Raw genomic sequence first — 16,690 nt, forward strand, 5'->3', positions numbered from 1 at the left:
AGTAGCCAATCCTTTTAGTATCTTTGACACTTGAAATGCAACGCAGACTCCTTTTAGGACATCCACAACTGGCCATTACCATCGGCCGCCTCTGTCAGGAACTGATAGAAAATCACGAGAATTTTGATAATACCGTAATATTAGGCCTTCAGCCGAGAGGTATATTCTTTGCCGAGCGTATTAAGGCAAGGCTTCATGAAATCACGGGTGCTGAAGTAGAACTAGGGTACCTAGATTCTACATTTTACCGCGATGACTTCAGAAGAAGAGATTCTCCCAAGCGGGCTAACGAAACTAAAATCGACTTTTTGATTGAAGGCAAGAAAGTAATTCTGATTGACGATGTGTTTTACACAGGTCGTTCCATCAGGGCCGCAATGGATGCCATGATTGCTTACGGCCGCCCAGCCAAAGTAGAACTGCTAGTTTTGGTGGAAAGAAAATACTCCAGACATGTACCTATTAAGCCCGATTATGTGGGTCAACAAGTGAATACGCTTGATTCGCACAAGGTTTTGGTGGAATGGAAAGGGCAAGGCGTTGATGACGACAACATTTGGTTAATCACTAACGAAGAAGAGTAATGCAGGAACAGTTAAGTGTCAAACATCTTTTGGGAATCAAGGATTTAACGCCTGGAGATATTGAACTTATTTTTGAAACTGCCGATGAATTTAAAGACGTCATCAACAGGCCGATCAAGAAAGTGCCCTCCCTACGCGATGTGACAGTCGCCAATGTGTTTTTCGAAAACTCTACACGTACAAAGCTGTCCTTCGAATTGGCAGAAAAAAGACTTTCAGCCGATATCGTTAACTTCTCTTCTAGCAATAGTTCAGTAAAAAAGGGAGAAACCCTGCTGGATACGGTAAACAATATTTTGTCCATGAAAGTGGATATGATTGTGATGCGACACGCCAGCCCAGGCGCACCGCATTTCCTTTCAAAACACATCAGTGCCAACATTGTAAATGCTGGTGACGGCACCCACGAACACCCTACCCAGGCCTTGCTCGACACCTTCTCGATTAGACAAAGGCTAGGAGGTGTGGCAGGGAAGAAAGTAGCCATTATTGGAGATATTCTTCATTCAAGAGTCGCGCTTTCAAACATCTTCGCTTTACAAAAATTAGGAGCCGAAGTAATGGTCTGTGGACCGATAACTTTGCTGCCAAAACACATTGCCTCGCTTGGGGTGAAGGTAGAATTGAACGTTAGAAAAGCACTAGAATGGTGCGATGTAGCCAACGTATTGAGAATTCAGTTAGAGCGCCAACAGATCAAGTACTTTCCTTCGCTGCGCGAATATTCACTCTATTACGGCATCAATAAAAAACTTTTAGATTCATTGAATAAAGAAATTGTAATCATGCACCCTGGACCCATTAACCGAGGGGTAGAACTGAGCAGTGATGTGGCAGATTCTGATCACGCCATTATCTTGGATCAGGTAGAAAATGGTGTAGCCATAAGAATGGCCGTATTGTACTTACTTGCCTCGCTTTCAAAAAATTAAAATCATGAAGAAGTTTTTCAAAATCATGATCATTGGCCTTTTGCTAGTGATTGCGGCATTCTATTTCTTGGTATTGCCTTACACTGTGAAACTGATTACAGATTACGACCGCTACACCTTTGACTATGTGTTGAACGACACGGCCATGGTAACAAAATTCGGTATTGGCGAAAATCGTAACCCTGCCGATTACGGCTTCTCCAACTTTGAAGAGGTGAATTTTAAAACCTTGACGGATGACATCAACCTAAATGGCTGGTATGTTCCGGCTTCAAAAAAAGGAATTACTCAAACCTTAATGATCAATCATGGTCGTACTTCGAACCGACTAAAGACTATGAAGTATTTGGCTTTAATTAAGGAAACTGGGCTTGATTCATTGTACAATGTTTTCATTCCAGACCTGCGAAACTCAGGAAAATCGGATGAAGCGGAAACTGCCTTGGGTTATGAATTTGCCGAAGACATTACTGGCGCGATGAAGATGCTGAAAGACAACTACGGTCAAAATGAATTTGTGCTTTGGGGTTTTTCAATGGGCGCAATGGCCAGCGCCATTACAGTCAATCGACCTGACTTGGTTCAGTTTGCTCAAAGTGAAGGTCTAAAAGTAGATAAGCTAATCCTCGACAGTCCTTTGAGTAATATCTACGCGACCACCAAGGCAGAAAGCGAAAACATGGGCATCCCAGGCTTTATCTTCGATATGTCTTTCGATAAATTCGATCATGTGATCAACGACTGGGGAGACAATATGAAATTCTCTTACCTATTGAATCACAATCCACTTCCAACCTTAATTCTTTACGGCAATGGAGATTCTACCACACCCGCTTCAATTTTGGAAGATGAAATAATGGGACTCAACAACGTTCAGACTGAACTCTTTCAGGGTGCAGACCATGTTCAGCTCTATACCCGACCTGAGTACAGAGACCGATACACCCAAGCGGTGAATGATTTCTTGAGAAAGTAATTTCCTGCTTTAGAAAGTTCATATGAAGATCTGTCGCAGGTTCTCTAAACCTGTGACCAGTTATGATCTGTAGGACTCCGTCCGTGACAATGCTAAGTTGTTAGTGGTTAAGATAACCCTACGACATAACCGCCTTGAATTCATTCGGTAGTCCTGTTTCAAAAGTCATTTCTTTTTTAGAATAGGGGTGAAGGATGGTAAGGCTAGCAGCATGCAATGCCAACCTTCCTCTGACTTTAGGGTCTTTGCCATACACCTTGTCGCCTGCAATTGGGCAGCCTATATCTGACATGTGTACGCGAATCTGATTCTTCCTGCCCGTGAACAATTCTATTTCCAACAAGCTATAGTGAGCGTTACTTTTAACCACTTTATAACCTGTTTTGGCGAATTTCCCTTTGCTCGAATCTTTAGTAGAATACATCCTGTACGCGCTATTTTCCATTAAGTAGGAAGTAACTTCACCTTCCATTTCTGGTGGCTTTCCAAGTACTATGGCATAATATTTTTTATTGAATTGACTCCACTCTTCTTGCAAATAGGCTTTTGCATTCTGGTTTTTAGCAAAAACTAAAACGCCTGAAGTATCTCGATCCAAGCGATGCACAATGAAAACCCGATCACGGCTTTTTGGATTGCCTTTTTGTACGTAGTTATTGAGGAAAAAATGAGCGGTTTTGTCTTTGACCTTATCGTTGCTGATGGTCAAAAGACCTTCCGATTTGTCTACCACAATGATATCCCTGTCCTCGTGAAGGATTTTGAGCCCCGGTGGTTTGTGTTTTCTCGATGGCTTTTTTGACTTGGAATTACCTTCGGACATATGGCGTTGATATTTGAAATCAAAGATATGAAAAGAAGAATGGTGTTCTGCAGTTCAGGCCTCAGAGTTCATCAAAGAACTTCAGTCTAACTGTGATAGACCATCTTGGACTATTGTTAACAAAGGTTTAAAAACATGGCTTAGGATTGAGCGATAGAAATCGTAATTTTGTCAAAACTTTTAAAAAATGAAGTATTACAACTCAATCATTGAAACCATTGGCGATACGCCTCTTGTAAAGTTAAACTCCGTAACCAAGGGTATTCCGGGCACTATTTTGGCCAAAGTGGAATATTTCAACCCAGGCAATTCTATGAAAGATAGAATGGCGGTCAAGATGATTGAAGACGCAGAAAAAGCGGGCATACTTAAGCCAGGAGGTACTATTATTGAAGGTACATCAGGTAACACAGGAATGGGTTTGGCGCTAGCCGGCATTGCAAAAGGGTACAAATGTATTTTCACTTTGGCCGATAAGCAGTCGCAAGAAAAGATGGATATTTTGAGGGCGGTAGGTGCCGAAGTAATTGTTTGCCCTACCAATGTTTCGCCTGACGATCCACGCTCATATTACTCAGTAGCGAAAAAATTAAACGCTGACATTCCGAATTCATACTATCCAAACCAGTATGACAACATGTCGAATACTGCGGCCCATTACGAAACTACTGGCCCAGAAATTTGGAGAGATACCGAAGGGAAAATCACGCATTATGCGGCTGGTGTTGGTACTGGTGGTTCAATGTGCGGTACTTCAAAATTCTTGAAAGAACAAAACACGAATGTGGTTACTGTAGGGATTGACACTTACGGTTCTGTATTCAAAAAATATAAAGAGACTGGTATTTTCGATGAAAAAGAGATTTACTCTTACTTAACCGAAGGTATTGGCGAAGATATTCTTCCGAAGAATGTAGACTTCGACATGATCGATCACTTCGTGAAAGTAACTGACAAAGACGGTGCGATTATGACCCGTAGACTGTCTCGCGAAGAAGGTTTATTCTGCGGTTGGTCTTGTGGTTCGGCAGTAGCTGGAGCATTGGAATGGGCCAAAGAAAACATGAAAGAAGACGATGTGATGGTGATTATCTTGCCTGATCATGGTACTCGCTATTTGGGCAAAGTGTACAATGACGAATGGATGAAAGCCCGTGGTTTTATTGAAAACCGTGCTTTCGAAACTGCTGCCGACATCATGAGCCACCAAGATGGAAATGGTAAACTGACGACCATCGCTCAAACGGCTACCGTAGCCGAAGCCATTAAGTTAATGACCTCTAAAGGGATTTCTCAATTGCCAGTTATGAATGGCAATGAGTTTGTAGGAAGTTTAGTGGATTCTAAGCTTTTAGCGCATATGATTGATGACGCAGACGTAAAGGGCAAGTCGGTTTCTGAAATAATGGACAAGCCTTTCCAGTTTGTTTCACCTGATAATACTTTAGATGTGTTGTCTTCTGTAATTACTAAAGACAATCCAGCGGTGATGATTAGAGATAAAGCCAACGAAGTACATATCATTACAAGGCACGATTTGCTGCAAGCAATGGCAAGCAACTAAGAGTACTTATTTTAGCTGAATCGCAGCAGCACAGAAATAAAAATGGCCTCATCTTCAAAAGTTGAGGTCATTTTTTTTGTCCAACATTCCGCATCAACCATTTACCTAGTCTCTTTTTGTAACTTATAGGGAGTTTTTTTTCGAACACGCAGCCTTTTATCTGTTGTGAAAGTATAGTGATTGAAAAAAGGCTGACATTGGCAAAGATCGAGAAGCTTTTGGAACTGACTATTAACGGCTGTAAAGATAACGACAGGCAAAGCCAGAAGGAGTTGTATCGCAACTTCTATAGCTATGCTATGAGTATTTGCGTGCGTTATACTGGAAGCGAAGCCGATGCTTTGGAAGTGCTGAATGATGGTTTCCTAAAGGTTTTCACCCACATCGAAAAGTTTGATATCAGCAAACCTTTTAAACCTTGGTTGAGGAGAATCATGGTCAACGCAAGTATTGACCACATCAAAAAAAACCTTAAACACGCTCACATGGCAGACATTACTGAAGCCAATGTGCACCAATCAGTCGAGGAAGCACCAGATCACAATCTTAATTATGAAGAGATTCTACACAAGGTTGGGCAACTATCCCCTGCATACCGTGCCGTGTTTAACTTATATGTAATTGACGGGTATAAGCATCAGGAAATTGCTGATCAGTTGGGGATTACGGAAAGTACATCAAAAGCCAATTTAACAAGGGCAAAGGCCATGCTGAGAGCAATGCTAAGAAAGGAGGTTTATCAATATGGATGAGGCGATGAAACCTAAAGATGGATTAGATCAGAAAGTGAAAGAAGCTGCCGACAAAGCTCATTTTGAGTTTAATGACAGCGCTTGGGCAGCCATGGAGAAAAAGCTCGATGGCGTAAAAAGAGCGCCATTCGTTTGGTGGAAAATATGGGGGTCAGCGGGGCTCTTAGTTATACTATTGCTTATATTCTTATGGCCAAATAATGACCAGATTGAAGGTTTAAAAAATCAGGATGTCCCAGAAAAGCAGAACACCGAATTGAATGAAAACACACCTCCCGATAATAAGGCATCGAACCCAGCATTAAAAGAGGCTAATACTGAAAGTACAACACCAAATCAAAGCAATCAAAAAGTGAGGGCAGAGACAAAGCCCAACCAATCGACACAAGAAAACTCAAAGACCATTCTAGTGATTCAAAATGAGAGTGTCTCTGATAGGTTGGGTGCCAGAACTGATCAACGACAAACCATGGGGCAAGAGATTGAAGAATTGAAACTTCCTTTGGAAAGCGCCCTCTTAAGGTGGTATCCCTTGGCGGATTTACCAAGCCTGAATTTACCTCCAATAGAGTTAGCAAGCTTTATACCGGAAGAGCCATTAGACACTACAGATTCCTATAAACGCTGGGTGTTTAGTGCCGTGATTTCTGGCGACATGAGTGCCACTACTTTGAGTGGGTTTAAGAAACCAGGACCACTGGTTGGCTTAATGGTGGAGTACTTCGTTAAAAATGACCTCAGTATTCAAACTGGCTTATCATACGGCTCAAAAAAATACAGCGCCTTAGGTTCTGAGTATGAAACCCCTTATTGGGCGCAGGGTTCGGCCTATTCGGTGGCTAGTGTATATGCGAATTGCAGAGTGATTGACATTCCCTTGAACATCCAGAAATACTTCGATTCAAAAAACGGAAACCGTTTCTTTATTGGCACCGGAATATCAAGCTATCTTATGCTCAGTGAGGATTACGATTATACGTATAAATATAGTCAAGCTGGCTGGCCTGATCATTGGCAAGTAAAAAACCAAAACCAACATTACTTCGGAATTCTAAACTTGACCGCTGGCTTTGAAAGACCCCTAACCGAAAAACTGGGTCTCGGTTTGGCTCCCTATTTAAAAATGCCACTTACTGGAATTGGGGCTGGTAAAGTGAAGTTATTGAGCTTTGGGGTAAATGCCTCCATTAAGTTCCGTTAAATAATTATTTGAATAAAAAGTAGAGTTATACATTAGGAGCCTCATTTGAGGCTCCTCCCGTTTTAGGACTGTCTAAGATCAAAATTAAGTTCATTGACTACCACAATAAAAATCCTACGAAACGGTTTTTCTACTATATGGTATGGCAGATACTGTATGTTTTGGTTGAAGAAAGGGATTGTCCGAAAGGCGATCCCTTTTAATTTTATGACCAGCCAATCCTTAGAACAACAGAAAACAAACTGTTCCTTCTCCAAAATTTTCGTTCTTGAACTATGAATTGGGGATTTATAGGTTTCGGCAGAATTGCCAGAAAATTTTTAAGCAGTTTACAGTCTGTTCAGGGAGAAACCGCCTATGCTTTTGCATCAAGGTCTAATGCATCTGAACTAGAAAAAGAATTTCCTGACGTTAAGGTTCACGATAGTTACGAGGGCCTTTTGGCTGACCCTGATATAGACATCGTTTACATCAGCACTACACACAATTTCCATTGCCAAAACGTAATTGATGCGCTCAATGCAGGCAAGCATGTACTCTGTGAAAAACCAATGGGCATTTCTTCAGAGGAAATTGAAACCATGATTACCGTGGCCAACAAATCAGGTAAATTTCTAATGGAAGCGATGTGGATGCGTTTTCTACCTGCTTACCGAGAGGCCATCCGAAGAGCCAAATCGGGTGAAATTGGCGATATTCAATACATCACCGCGAGTTTTGGTTTCAACTCACCCAACCTGAAACCAGACGGACGATTACTTAATCCAGATTTAGCAGGAGGTGCTTTGTACGATGTGGGAGTTTACCCGCTCACCATAGTCTCAGATATTTTTGGCTGGCAGCCCGACAGCTTCAGTGCACAGGCTGTACTTTCAGAAACGGGTATTGACCAGAGCATCCAAGTTCAACTTTCTCATGAAGGCGGAAAAATGGCACAGGTGTTTGGAAGCATCGCCATGAACACCAATAAAGAAGCCTGTATTTATGGTTCCGAAGGTTTTATCAAGCTTCCACTTTTCTGGAAAGCTGAAAACTTTGAGGTACACAAGGGCGATAGTATCGAAAAAGTAGAACTTCCTTTTAAAAGCACGGGTTATGTTCATGAAATAGAGGAAGTAGCCAAATGCATCAAACAAGGCAAAACAGAGTCTCCCTTATTCAATCTTAACGATAGCTTAATGAGTGCAAATTTGGTAGAACGTATTCTATCATCAATCTTTAACCAACCATAATTCAAATCAACATGCCCCAAGGATTTCTAATAGACCAAGACGGAGTTATATATGTCGAAAACAGAATGATTCCGGGTGCTGACAAGTTCGTGGAATTGCTTCAGAAGGAGAATATTCCCTTCACTTTTATGACCAATAACAGCCAACGAAGTCCTTTGGACGCTGTCCGAAAATTAGAAAAACTGGGAATTCATGTGGAGGAGAAAAACATTTACACCAGTGCCATGGCTACCGCTCATTTTATGGGGCAGCAATTTCCGAATGGAACGGCTTATGTGCTGGGTGAAGGTGGTTTGATTTCCAGTTTACATGAACATGGATTTACCTTGGTTCAAAACGACCCTGACTTTGTGGTGGTGGGTGAAGGCATCAACTTCACTTTGGAAATGGTGAGAAAAGCGATTGATTTTATTCTAGGAGGCTCCAAATTTATTGCCACCAACCTTGATCCTTCTCCTAGAAAAACGGGTTGGAACAACTTAGGCATCGCCAGTATTGTGGCTATGATTGAAGCGGCAACAGGTAAAGTAGCTTTTACCGTGGGCAAGCCTAGCCCAGTAATGATGCGTCAAGCGCGTAAACACATTGGCTTGGCTACAGATGAGGTAACCGTAATTGGAGACACGCTGGCCACCGATATTCAAGGCGGGGTTCAAGTGGGTTATAACACGATTCTTACTTTATCAGGGATGTCAAAAAAAGAGGACTTAAACGATTTCCCGTTTAAGCCCGATATGGTTGTTAATTCGATTGCTGATATAAAACTACCACTTCCTTGGTGGAAATAGGCGTACTGAAACTTATCCAGGCATAATCATTAATGGCATTGGAATGTCCATGACCATGCGTTTGGTCTCACTACCGCGGGCAATTCTGTCAAGGAAGCTATGATGGCGTGAAATCATTACGAGTAAATCGATATGCTCTTCTTTCGCAAAGCTCAATAGACCCTCTTCTACATCGTAGTCTCTTTTGAAGTGAAAAGAGTGATTCACCTTTTTTAAATACTTCTCTAAGCTTTTAGCGATTTCAATCTCATTATGCTCCAAATCTTTATCTTGATCAATATGAATGATAGATAAATGAGCAAAAAATGCCTTCGTTAAAGCAATCACAGGTTCAATAGTCTGTGCCGCAGGTGCGTGCTTATAATCACCCGACATTGCGATTCTTTTCATTTTGGTAATGTCCGCATCTTCTGGCAGCGCAATTACTGGGCAGTCTACATTTTTAATCACGGTATATGCATTGCTTCCCATAAATGCTCTCTTTAAACCAGAAGCACCATGCGTACCCATAATCACATAGGCAGTATCGTGCTTTTCAAGCACATCATTTAAACCACTCAAAAGTAAACCAGCAGTCACTTCTGTGGTATATTCTACTCGATCAAGTTCTGGCATTTTTTTCACAAAACTTGCCATGCTTGATTCAGACGCCTTTTGTAAATCGTCTATCATAGAGCCCACCATTAAAGGGGTTCCATCTGTAGTGGCCATTGGCAGCATAAATGAATGAAGTAAAACAAGCTCCATGTTCATGCGTTCGGCTACGACAATAGCATTGCTTAGTGCATTTTTAGAACAGTCGGAGAAATCTATAGGAACAATAATCTTTTTCATAACAATGTCTTTTTATAGTTAACACGCTTATTATTAAATCGTTTTAAAAATCTAGACCTGCTCACCTGATTTAAAGGCGATAGATAAATTACAAGCCTTCTAGATTTCATATCCAAGGTATGTTGGTATCTTTAACTTTGGCCTGACAGGCATCAGTAATAAATATGATCCTCGTCATCATTTTAGCAACGCATGGAGATTCCCTTCTTAGATCTTAAACGGCAATACCTTTCCATAAAACAGGAAGTTGATGCTGCGATTCAATCTGTGATTGACGAACATCGATTTGTTGGTGGAGAAGTGGTTTCAAGTTTTGAAAAATCCTTTGCCAAAGCCCATAAAGTGAAGCATTGCATTGGGGTGGGAAATGCCACCGATGCCCTTTTTGTTATTCTGAAATCTTTAGGAATAGGGAATGGAGACGAAGTCATTGTTCCTGCCCACGGTTGGCTCTCTGCTGCCGAAATGGTGGCACTCAGCGGTGCTACACCCGTCTTTGCCGATGTTGAATTAAAGCGATTCGGGCTCAACCCTAAAAGTGTTGAAGAGAAAATTACAGCGCGAACGAAAGCCATTATTCCCATTCATCTGTATGGACAAATCTGTGAGATTGAAGCTTTGGCCGAACTTGCAAAAAAGCATCACCTGTACTTGATAGAAGATGCAGCTCAAGCGCACTTTGCAGAGAAGAGTAATAGTATGGTAGGCAGTTGGGGCATTGCTTCAGCAATCAGTTTTTACCCGAGTAAAATCCTCGGGGCCTTTGGCGATGGCGGTGCAATACTCACCAATGATGACATTTTCGCAAAGCAGTGCCGAATGGTTGCCAATCATGGCGGTCTATCCAAGAACGACCATCAGGTAAAAGGCATGAACAGTAGGCTTGATACACTTCAGGCCACTGTGCTCAATGTAAAACTCAATCATGTTGAGAAATGGATTGAAGCCCGAAACCGAATTGCTAAAAGGTATTCAGAGGTATTCGCAGCTATTGAGGGAATTATCACTCCAGAAGTAAATGAAACTGAGACGCACAACTTTCATATTTACTGCATTCGTACTAAAAAAAGAGATGCCCTAAAAGCGCATTTGCAGAATGCCGGAATTTCGACTGAAATCCACTATCCATTGGCCAGCCCATTGACTCCGGCCTTTAATTCGAATGACAGGCCTGAAAATTTTCCTAATAGTTTTCAACTTCAAAACGAAGTGCTTTCATTGCCCATTTACCCAGAATTAACAGAAGCTGAAATAGGCTATGTTATTGAAAAGGTAAAGGAATTCAAATAACAGGAAAGGATGCCCTTTCGGACATCCTCTCTAATTTCTAAAACTCCATCGGTACTTCAATCACCAGCACTTCGGCATAAGATTTTGCCTTAATATCGAAGCTGTTGGTTTCGGTAACCGCCACGGCATCCCGTGTGTCTAGCTTTTCATTGGCGGCAATAAGTTCTCCGTTCAAGACGAAAACATAAACTCCATTTCCTGGATGTTTTACCTCATAAGTTAATTTTGTGCCTGCGTCTAAATTGGCCAAATTGAACTCCGCATCTTGGTTAATCCAAAGCGCATCGCCTCCGTTTGGAGAAACCACCGTTTGAAATTTATTCATGCGGTCTTCCGCCAAATAGGCCTTCTGCTCGTACCTCGGCTCAATGTTTCTTTCCTTCGGGAAAACCCAAATCTGAAGAAAGTGAACCGCCTCGCCTTTATTATGATTGAATTCTGAATGTTGAATTCCTGTTCCAGCCGACATGATTTGGACATCGCCTTGGCGAATTACCTCATTGCGGCCGGTGCTGTCTTTGTGTTCCAAATCACCTTGAAGGGGAATCGAAACAATTTCCATGTTATCGTGAGGATGAGCACCAAAACCCTGGCCTCCATCTACTTCGTCATCATTCAAGACCCTAAGTGCCCCAAAGTGAACGCGCTCAGGATTGTGATAACCCGCAAAACTAAAAGTATGACGGCTTTTTAACCAGCCATGGTTTGCTGAACCTCTTGATTCTGATGTATGTACAACGGTTTTCATAATGAATTTCCTCTCTTGTTTAATTTATATGTATGTACATGAATTAAACTTAATCTAATCTGAATCAGTTCCCAATTTCGTTTTTAAAAATAGAAATTCATGGATTGTATTGGTCGGGTGGAGCACCTTTGGCCAAACGAATTTCAGAATAAAGGAACTAATGTGTCAATGGAAGCTTTCCTCTTATTAATATTTTTAATTTTGTCCGTGAACGAACAGGTGAAGCCGAACATCAAAGTAGTAATACCCGCATACAACGAAGAGCAATCTATCGCGCATGTGATTTCTGATATTCCAAAAGACTGGGTGAAGGAAATTATTGTGGTGAACAACGGTTCTAACGATAAAACAGCTGAAGTGGCTGCAAACGCGGGTGCTACGGTACTTCACCAACCTACATCAGGATATGGAAACGCTTGTTTAATCGGCATCGAATACCTGAAAGACCCAAGCAAAAGCCCCGATATTCTAGTGTTTATGGATGGCGATTATTCCGACTATCCACAACAGTTGCCAGAAGTCGCAGGGCCCATTGTAAAAGGGGAAGCAGATTTCGTAATTGGCTCTAGGGCTTTGGGAAATCGTGAAGGAGGTTCAATGACCTTTCCACAAGTATTTGGGAATTGGCTGGCCACTTCGATGATGAAATGGTTTTATAAAGTTAATTATACCGACCTTGGCCCTTTCCGTGCCATCGCATTTCCTCAATTGGTGGCGCTCGATATGAAGGACAAAACCTACGGTTGGACGGTGGAGATGCAATTGAAGGCCGCAAAACAGAAATTACGAATAACAGAAGTGCCGGTAAACTATAAAAAGCGAATTGGGGTTAGCAAAGTGTCAGGCACGGTGAAAGGCACCGTATTGGCTGGCTACAAGATTATCTTTACCATATTTAAATACCTATAAATGTATTGGCTGGAGCTGATCATATTAACATTATACACTGGAGCGCTATCGTTTATTTTCGTCTATAGCATTTCACAACTAAACCTCGTTTACAAGTACCGCAAGGCGAAAAGAAAGAACCTGCTTCCGCAACTCCCAGATATTCCAGCCGATTATAAGTATCCATTAGTTACCGTCCAATTACCGGTTTACAACGAATTATACGTGGTAGAACGTTTGATCGATGCAGTAGCTTCGATCGATTGGCCAAAAGACAAATTGGAAATTCAAGTACTGGACGATTCGAATGACGAGACCGTTGATTTGATCGCAGCAAAAGTAGCCGAATGGCAAGCCAAAGGAATTGACATTGCCCAAGTGAGAAGACCTGAACGCAAAGGTTTTAAAGCGGGTGCTTTGCAATACGGAATGAAGATCGCGAAAGGGGAATTCATCGCCATTTTTGATGCAGATTTTGTTCCAGAAGAGGATTTTCTGAAAAACACTGTTCCTCATTTTGCACAAGACGAAAAAATTGGAGTAGTCCAAAGTCGTTGGGGGCACATCAATGAGAATTACTCCATGCTCACCAAGCTTCAGGCCTTTGGACTGAACACGCATTTCTTCGTAGAACAAAATGGGCGTTCAAGCGGAGGTCACTTCCTTAACTTTAACGGAACTGCTGGCGTTTGGCGAAAAAGCTGTATCAATGATGCTGGTGGCTGGAAAGCCGATACGCTTACCGAAGATTTAGATTTGAGCTACCGCGCTCAGCTTAAAGGCTGGCGAATTTTTTATGTATCGAACACTGTGGCTCCAGCAGAACTTCCTGCGGCAATGGGCGCCATTAAATCTCAGCAATACCGCTGGACAAAAGGGGCAGCTGAAACCAGTAAAAAGCTTTTACCTCAAGTTTTAAGGTCCAACCTTTCTTTCGGAACGAAATTTCATGCGGCTTTTCATTTATTGAACTCCGCCATTTTCATTTGCATTGTCATTACGGCCATTTTGAGTGTGCCTGTTTTGTTCATTCGTAACCTATCTACAGGCTGGGTAACCCTGCTGAATATTTCGAGTATTTTCTTACTGGGCTATATCTTTCTGATCATCTTCTATTGGAATGGCTTTAAAGAAAAGCGCGAAGGCTTCTGGAAAACGCTGAAGGAATTTGTGCCACAAATGTTTATGCTACTTTCCGTGTTTTTAGGCTTGAGCATTCATAACGCAGTGGCTGTTTTTGAAGGTTGGATTGGGAAGAAAACTCCTTTCGTTCGTACGCCAAAATTCAACATTAAAAGCAAAAAGGAAGGCTGGAAAGGCAACAAATACTTTGTGAAGAAAATCAATCCGCTTACCGTGGTGGAAGGCTTACTTTCGGTTTATTTTATGGCAGGTTTGGGCTTGGCCTTTTACTTTCAGGATTTTGCTTTACTCCCTTTTCATATTTTGCTTAGCTTAGGCTTTCTGTTGGTATTCTATTATACCGTGCAGCATACGCGAAATGCCTGAAAATAATAACCGACTCACATTTGCCTACATTCTATATGCCTTGCTCATTAATGTGGCGGGCTATTACTTAGATCGTGCGCTGACCATTCCCTTGCTATCGTCTTTTGTATTGATGGCCGTAGCCATGATTTACATTATGCGCTGCACGCAAGAACGAGAAGCAGATTTACCCTTTTACTGGGCCATGTTGCTCAGGCTGCTTTTGCTCTTTTCCATTCCTGGTTTGTCCGATGATGTGTACCGCTTTATTTGGGATGGGCGATTGCTGACCCAAATGGTCGATCCATACAAAGAATTGCCTACCACATATTTAGTGCAAGGTATCGAAGGCATTAACATCCAATTATTTTCTCAACTGAATTCGCCTGAGTATTTCTCGGTGTATCCGCCTTTCAATCAGGTATTTTTCTTTCTGTCTGCTTTGCTTAGCCCGGGTTCCGAATTTTGGTCCATTGTCATTTTACGCGTGATTATTCTGGCCTTCGAGTTTGGTAATATTCGTTTGATCAGAAAGCTATTGCGCCATTACGGTTTGCCTGAAAGGTATGGCCTTTTCTATGCGCTCAACCCCATGGTAATTCTGGAGCTGACGGGCAACCTGCATTTCGAAGCCATCATGATTTTCTTCCTGCTTCTAGCCATTTGGAGTTACGAACAGAAGAAACTCCATCAGTCAGCCATTTGGTTTGGGCTCTCGGTAGCTACAAAGTTTTTACCACTCATTTTCCTTCCCCTGCTGATTCGAAAAATCGGTTTTAAGAAGACCATGGTATACGGCCTCATTGTGGCTGGAGTGCTCATCATTTCTTTTCTGCCCTTGATCAATACCGCTCATATTTGGGCGATCAAAGACAGCCTCGAACTCTATTTCCAGAAATTCGAATTCAATGCCAGCATCTATTATTTAGCACGCTGGTATGGTTTTGAAACCGAGGGACACAACATTATTGCGCAATCGGGGAAATGGATGATGGCGGCTACTTTTATTGGCATTGTGTTGTATTCGCTTTTGCCGTCAAAAAAAGAACTGCCTGTGCGAATGCTCTGGGTTTGGACCATCTATTTGCTCTTCGCTACCACAGTTCATCCTTGGTATGCCATTCCATTACTGGCCATTAGTGTGTTTACCGAAAAGCGATTTGCCTTTTTATGGACCTTGCTCATTTTCTTTACCTACGCCAACTACCTTGGCGGTGAATATTTTGAATGGATTGAAATCGTGATTATCGAATACAGCGTGGTGGCAATTTTTGCAATTTACGAAGCCACAGGCCGCTCATTGCAAAGGTGGTTTTTTTGACGCCAAGGATTACTAAATTGGCATCAATGTTCAGGCACCTTTCCCTCATTTTCGTTTTTCTTATGCTTGGTTTCTTGGCCAAAGGTCAAGAAGGTTTCAGGGTGATTCTGTCTTCTGGAAAAAACTACAAAAAGACGGAAAAAGGGTACTTTGAGCTAAAAAACGGAACGCCTCTGAGCAAAAAGGATCAAATCGAAGTGCTCCCCAACGGCTTGGTCATTTTAATGGACAGCGAAGGGCGATTGTTAGAAATTGAACTGGAAGGCCAGTATAATATGGCCACACTTGATCTTAATGAACTCTATCCTCCTTCAGAATTGATTTATACCGAATGGGAAAAATTCTATCACCCAAAACGGAATTTAGAAGCTTGGCCACCCAACCATTACGTAAAAGAACCATCCAGTTTTGTTGACCTCCACCTTAATTTTCCTTCTTCTACGGAAGTTTATGGAAGGTATATCCAACTGGACTGGGCTGATATTCAGGATCAATATCAAGTTAGGTTTTGGAGCGAATACGATCAAATTTTTGAAACGCATAATGTCGATTCCATCCATTTCAGCATTGACCTTTTGAGTGGTAGCTTAGCGTTTAAAGACATATTTGGAGTGGAAGTATTTGCCAAGAATAGCAAAAGGTCTACTGGAGTTTATTTTCTAGATAAACTTTCTCCTCCTGATAAAGAATTGCTCGATCAAGCACTACGCACTTTCCCTAAAGAGGGTACTATGCTTACAGAATTGACCAAAGCCATAATGCTTGAAAATCGAGGCTTATATGCCGATGCCGCTACGGCCTACCAAAGTCTTATTACTCGGTACGGGAATCGATTAGCTCCTTTCTATCAGTCCTATTTAAATAGGTTTGGGTATTAACCTATTTCAGAGTCAGACGGGTTCTTTCGTTAATTTATACAGGTCTGACCTTCGGTGCCGACCTTAGAGTGGCCCTTCTGTAATCGGTCGGTACCGAAGGTCAGACCGTACCCTAAAGAAGATTGAGATTGCTTAACGTATTCTATAATTCATAGATGAAATTCTCCATAAGCTACAACCACCCTTGAAAGCTTCAGGTGCAAAAAAAAGAGTGAAAACTTTCGGCTTCGTCATTGCGAACGCTTACGACTTAGCTTCAGCGTTGGCGCAGAAACCTTTCTTGCGCTAGCAAAGAAAGGTGACGAAGCAATCTATAAGTTAAAAACCGCTATTGTCCTGAACAGACAGACCGAAACATCGGAGCCTTCGGTTGCCTGAAAAGGCATTCCTT

Annotated in this window: 16 protein-coding genes; 13 read left to right on the forward strand and 3 right to left on the reverse strand. The window is 41.9% G+C overall.

From position 1 onward, the window contains the following. Positions 1-35 precede the first annotated feature (35 nt). The 3 genes from pyrR to AWN68_RS00735 are packed head-to-tail and all read left to right on the forward strand — an operon-like array spanning position 36 to position 2,492. Positions 36-584 carry a bifunctional pyr operon transcriptional regulator/uracil phosphoribosyltransferase PyrR gene (gene pyrR / locus AWN68_RS00725; RefSeq protein ID WP_068410077.1) on the forward strand — a complete coding sequence of 183 codons (549 nt, stop codon included), beginning with the start codon at positions 36-38 and terminating at the stop codon, positions 582-584. Further along, a complete protein-coding gene (locus tag AWN68_RS00730; protein ID WP_068410080.1) occupies positions 584-1,516 on the forward strand; it encodes an aspartate carbamoyltransferase catalytic subunit in 933 nt (310 codons plus the stop codon). The genes pyrR and AWN68_RS00730 overlap by 1 nt, the downstream gene beginning before the upstream one ends. A 4-nt stretch (positions 1,517-1,520) precedes the next feature. Next, a complete protein-coding gene (locus AWN68_RS00735) occupies positions 1,521-2,492 on the forward strand; it encodes an alpha/beta hydrolase (RefSeq protein WP_068410083.1) in 972 nt (323 codons plus the stop codon). Between the two features lie 118 nt (positions 2,493-2,610). On the opposite strand, the gene AWN68_RS00740 is transcribed toward AWN68_RS00735, so the two are convergent. After that, positions 2,611-3,315, reverse strand: coding sequence for an RluA family pseudouridine synthase (locus tag AWN68_RS00740; protein WP_068410086.1), 705 nt, complete (start codon positions 3,313-3,315; stop codon positions 2,611-2,613). A 187-nt stretch (positions 3,316-3,502) separates the two neighbouring features. Here AWN68_RS00740 and AWN68_RS00745 point away from each other — a divergent pair, with 187 nt between their 5' ends. From AWN68_RS00745 to AWN68_RS00765, 5 genes are all read left to right on the forward strand, one after another. Continuing rightward, on the forward strand, positions 3,503-4,879 hold the full coding sequence (locus AWN68_RS00745) for a pyridoxal-phosphate dependent enzyme (RefSeq protein WP_068410089.1): 1,377 nt from the start codon (positions 3,503-3,505) through the stop codon (positions 4,877-4,879). Positions 4,880-5,076: 197 nt separating this feature from the next. After that, positions 5,077-5,631 (forward strand): RNA polymerase sigma factor, encoded by a 555-nt coding sequence (locus AWN68_RS00750; RefSeq protein WP_068411419.1) that lies wholly within the window; start codon positions 5,077-5,079, stop codon positions 5,629-5,631. A gap of 4 nt (positions 5,632-5,635) precedes the next feature. After that, positions 5,636-6,832: an outer membrane beta-barrel protein gene (locus tag AWN68_RS00755; RefSeq protein WP_157716016.1), complete on the forward strand. Its 1,197-nt coding sequence runs from the start codon at positions 5,636-5,638 to the stop codon at positions 6,830-6,832. Positions 6,833-7,107: 275 nt separating this feature from the next. After that, the gene (locus AWN68_RS00760) at positions 7,108-8,064 is read left to right on the forward strand and encodes a Gfo/Idh/MocA family protein (RefSeq protein WP_068410095.1); all 957 of its coding nucleotides are present in this window, start codon (positions 7,108-7,110) and stop codon (positions 8,062-8,064) included. A gap of 11 nt (positions 8,065-8,075) precedes the next feature. Next, complete coding sequence (locus AWN68_RS00765) at positions 8,076-8,852, forward strand: HAD-IIA family hydrolase (protein ID WP_068410097.1); 777 nt, start codon at positions 8,076-8,078, stop codon at positions 8,850-8,852. A 12-nt stretch (positions 8,853-8,864) separates the two neighbouring features. On the opposite strand, the gene AWN68_RS00770 is transcribed toward AWN68_RS00765, so the two are convergent. After that, positions 8,865-9,686, reverse strand: coding sequence for a universal stress protein (locus AWN68_RS00770; protein ID WP_068410099.1), 822 nt, complete (start codon positions 9,684-9,686; stop codon positions 8,865-8,867). A gap of 192 nt (positions 9,687-9,878) precedes the next feature. Between AWN68_RS00770 and AWN68_RS00775 the strand changes: the two genes are divergently transcribed. Beyond that, entirely contained in the window at positions 9,879-10,976 is a 1,098-nt protein-coding gene (locus tag AWN68_RS00775) for a DegT/DnrJ/EryC1/StrS family aminotransferase (protein WP_068410102.1), read from the forward strand. A 37-nt stretch (positions 10,977-11,013) separates the two neighbouring features. On the opposite strand, the gene AWN68_RS00780 is transcribed toward AWN68_RS00775, so the two are convergent. Beyond that, positions 11,014-11,724, reverse strand: a complete 711-nt coding sequence (locus AWN68_RS00780) for a pirin family protein (protein ID WP_068410105.1) — start codon at positions 11,722-11,724, stop codon at positions 11,014-11,016. A 168-nt stretch (positions 11,725-11,892) separates the two neighbouring features. Here AWN68_RS00780 and AWN68_RS00785 point away from each other — a divergent pair, with 168 nt between their 5' ends. Genes AWN68_RS00785 through AWN68_RS00800 form a run of 4 tightly spaced genes read left to right on the forward strand, consistent with a single transcriptional unit; the run spans position 11,893 to position 16,299 of the window. After that, complete coding sequence (locus AWN68_RS00785) at positions 11,893-12,633, forward strand: glycosyltransferase family 2 protein (protein ID WP_068411420.1); 741 nt, start codon at positions 11,893-11,895, stop codon at positions 12,631-12,633. Then, complete coding sequence (locus tag AWN68_RS00790; protein WP_089082084.1) at positions 12,634-14,121, forward strand: cellulose synthase family protein; 1,488 nt, start codon at positions 12,634-12,636, stop codon at positions 14,119-14,121. It abuts the gene before it with no gap. Continuing rightward, positions 14,114-15,421, forward strand: a complete 1,308-nt coding sequence (locus tag AWN68_RS00795) for a hypothetical protein (RefSeq protein WP_068410107.1) — start codon at positions 14,114-14,116, stop codon at positions 15,419-15,421. The genes AWN68_RS00790 and AWN68_RS00795 overlap by 8 nt, the downstream gene beginning before the upstream one ends. A 26-nt stretch (positions 15,422-15,447) precedes the next feature. Continuing rightward, a complete protein-coding gene (locus AWN68_RS00800; RefSeq protein WP_068410110.1) occupies positions 15,448-16,299 on the forward strand; it encodes a hypothetical protein in 852 nt (283 codons plus the stop codon). Positions 16,300-16,690 lie beyond the last annotated feature (391 nt).

The sequence above is a fragment of the Roseivirga echinicomitans genome, assembly GCF_001592935.1.
GTDB lineage: Bacteria > Bacteroidota > Bacteroidia > Cytophagales > Cyclobacteriaceae > Roseivirga > Roseivirga echinicomitans.

Bases quoted from the DNA above. Each gene is read 5' to 3' on its own strand.
- pyrR (WP_068410077.1), top strand. From the start codon at position 36: ATGCAACGCAGACTCCTTTTAGGACATCCACAACTGGCCATTACCATC.
- AWN68_RS00730 (WP_068410080.1), top strand. From the start codon at position 584: ATGCAGGAACAGTTAAGTGTCAAACATCTTTTGGGAATCAAGGATTTA.
- AWN68_RS00735 (WP_068410083.1), top strand. From the start codon at position 1,521: ATGAAGAAGTTTTTCAAAATCATGATCATTGGCCTTTTGCTAGTGATT.
- AWN68_RS00740 (WP_068410086.1), bottom strand. From the start codon at position 3,315: ATGTCCGAAGGTAATTCCAAGTCAAAAAAGCCATCGAGAAAACACAAA.
- AWN68_RS00745 (WP_068410089.1), top strand. From the start codon at position 3,503: ATGAAGTATTACAACTCAATCATTGAAACCATTGGCGATACGCCTCTT.
- AWN68_RS00755 (WP_157716016.1), top strand. From the start codon at position 5,636: ATGAAACCTAAAGATGGATTAGATCAGAAAGTGAAAGAAGCTGCCGAC.
- AWN68_RS00760 (WP_068410095.1), top strand. From the start codon at position 7,108: ATGAATTGGGGATTTATAGGTTTCGGCAGAATTGCCAGAAAATTTTTA.
- AWN68_RS00765 (WP_068410097.1), top strand. From the start codon at position 8,076: ATGCCCCAAGGATTTCTAATAGACCAAGACGGAGTTATATATGTCGAA.
- AWN68_RS00770 (WP_068410099.1), bottom strand. From the start codon at position 9,686: ATGAAAAAGATTATTGTTCCTATAGATTTCTCCGACTGTTCTAAAAAT.
- AWN68_RS00775 (WP_068410102.1), top strand. From the start codon at position 9,879: ATGGAGATTCCCTTCTTAGATCTTAAACGGCAATACCTTTCCATAAAA.
- AWN68_RS00780 (WP_068410105.1), bottom strand. From the start codon at position 11,724: ATGAAAACCGTTGTACATACATCAGAATCAAGAGGTTCAGCAAACCAT.
- AWN68_RS00785 (WP_068411420.1), top strand. From the start codon at position 11,893: ATGGAAGCTTTCCTCTTATTAATATTTTTAATTTTGTCCGTGAACGAA.
- AWN68_RS00790 (WP_089082084.1), top strand. From the start codon at position 12,634: ATGTATTGGCTGGAGCTGATCATATTAACATTATACACTGGAGCGCTA.
- AWN68_RS00795 (WP_068410107.1), top strand. From the start codon at position 14,114: ATGCCTGAAAATAATAACCGACTCACATTTGCCTACATTCTATATGCC.
- AWN68_RS00800 (WP_068410110.1), top strand. From the start codon at position 15,448: ATGTTCAGGCACCTTTCCCTCATTTTCGTTTTTCTTATGCTTGGTTTC.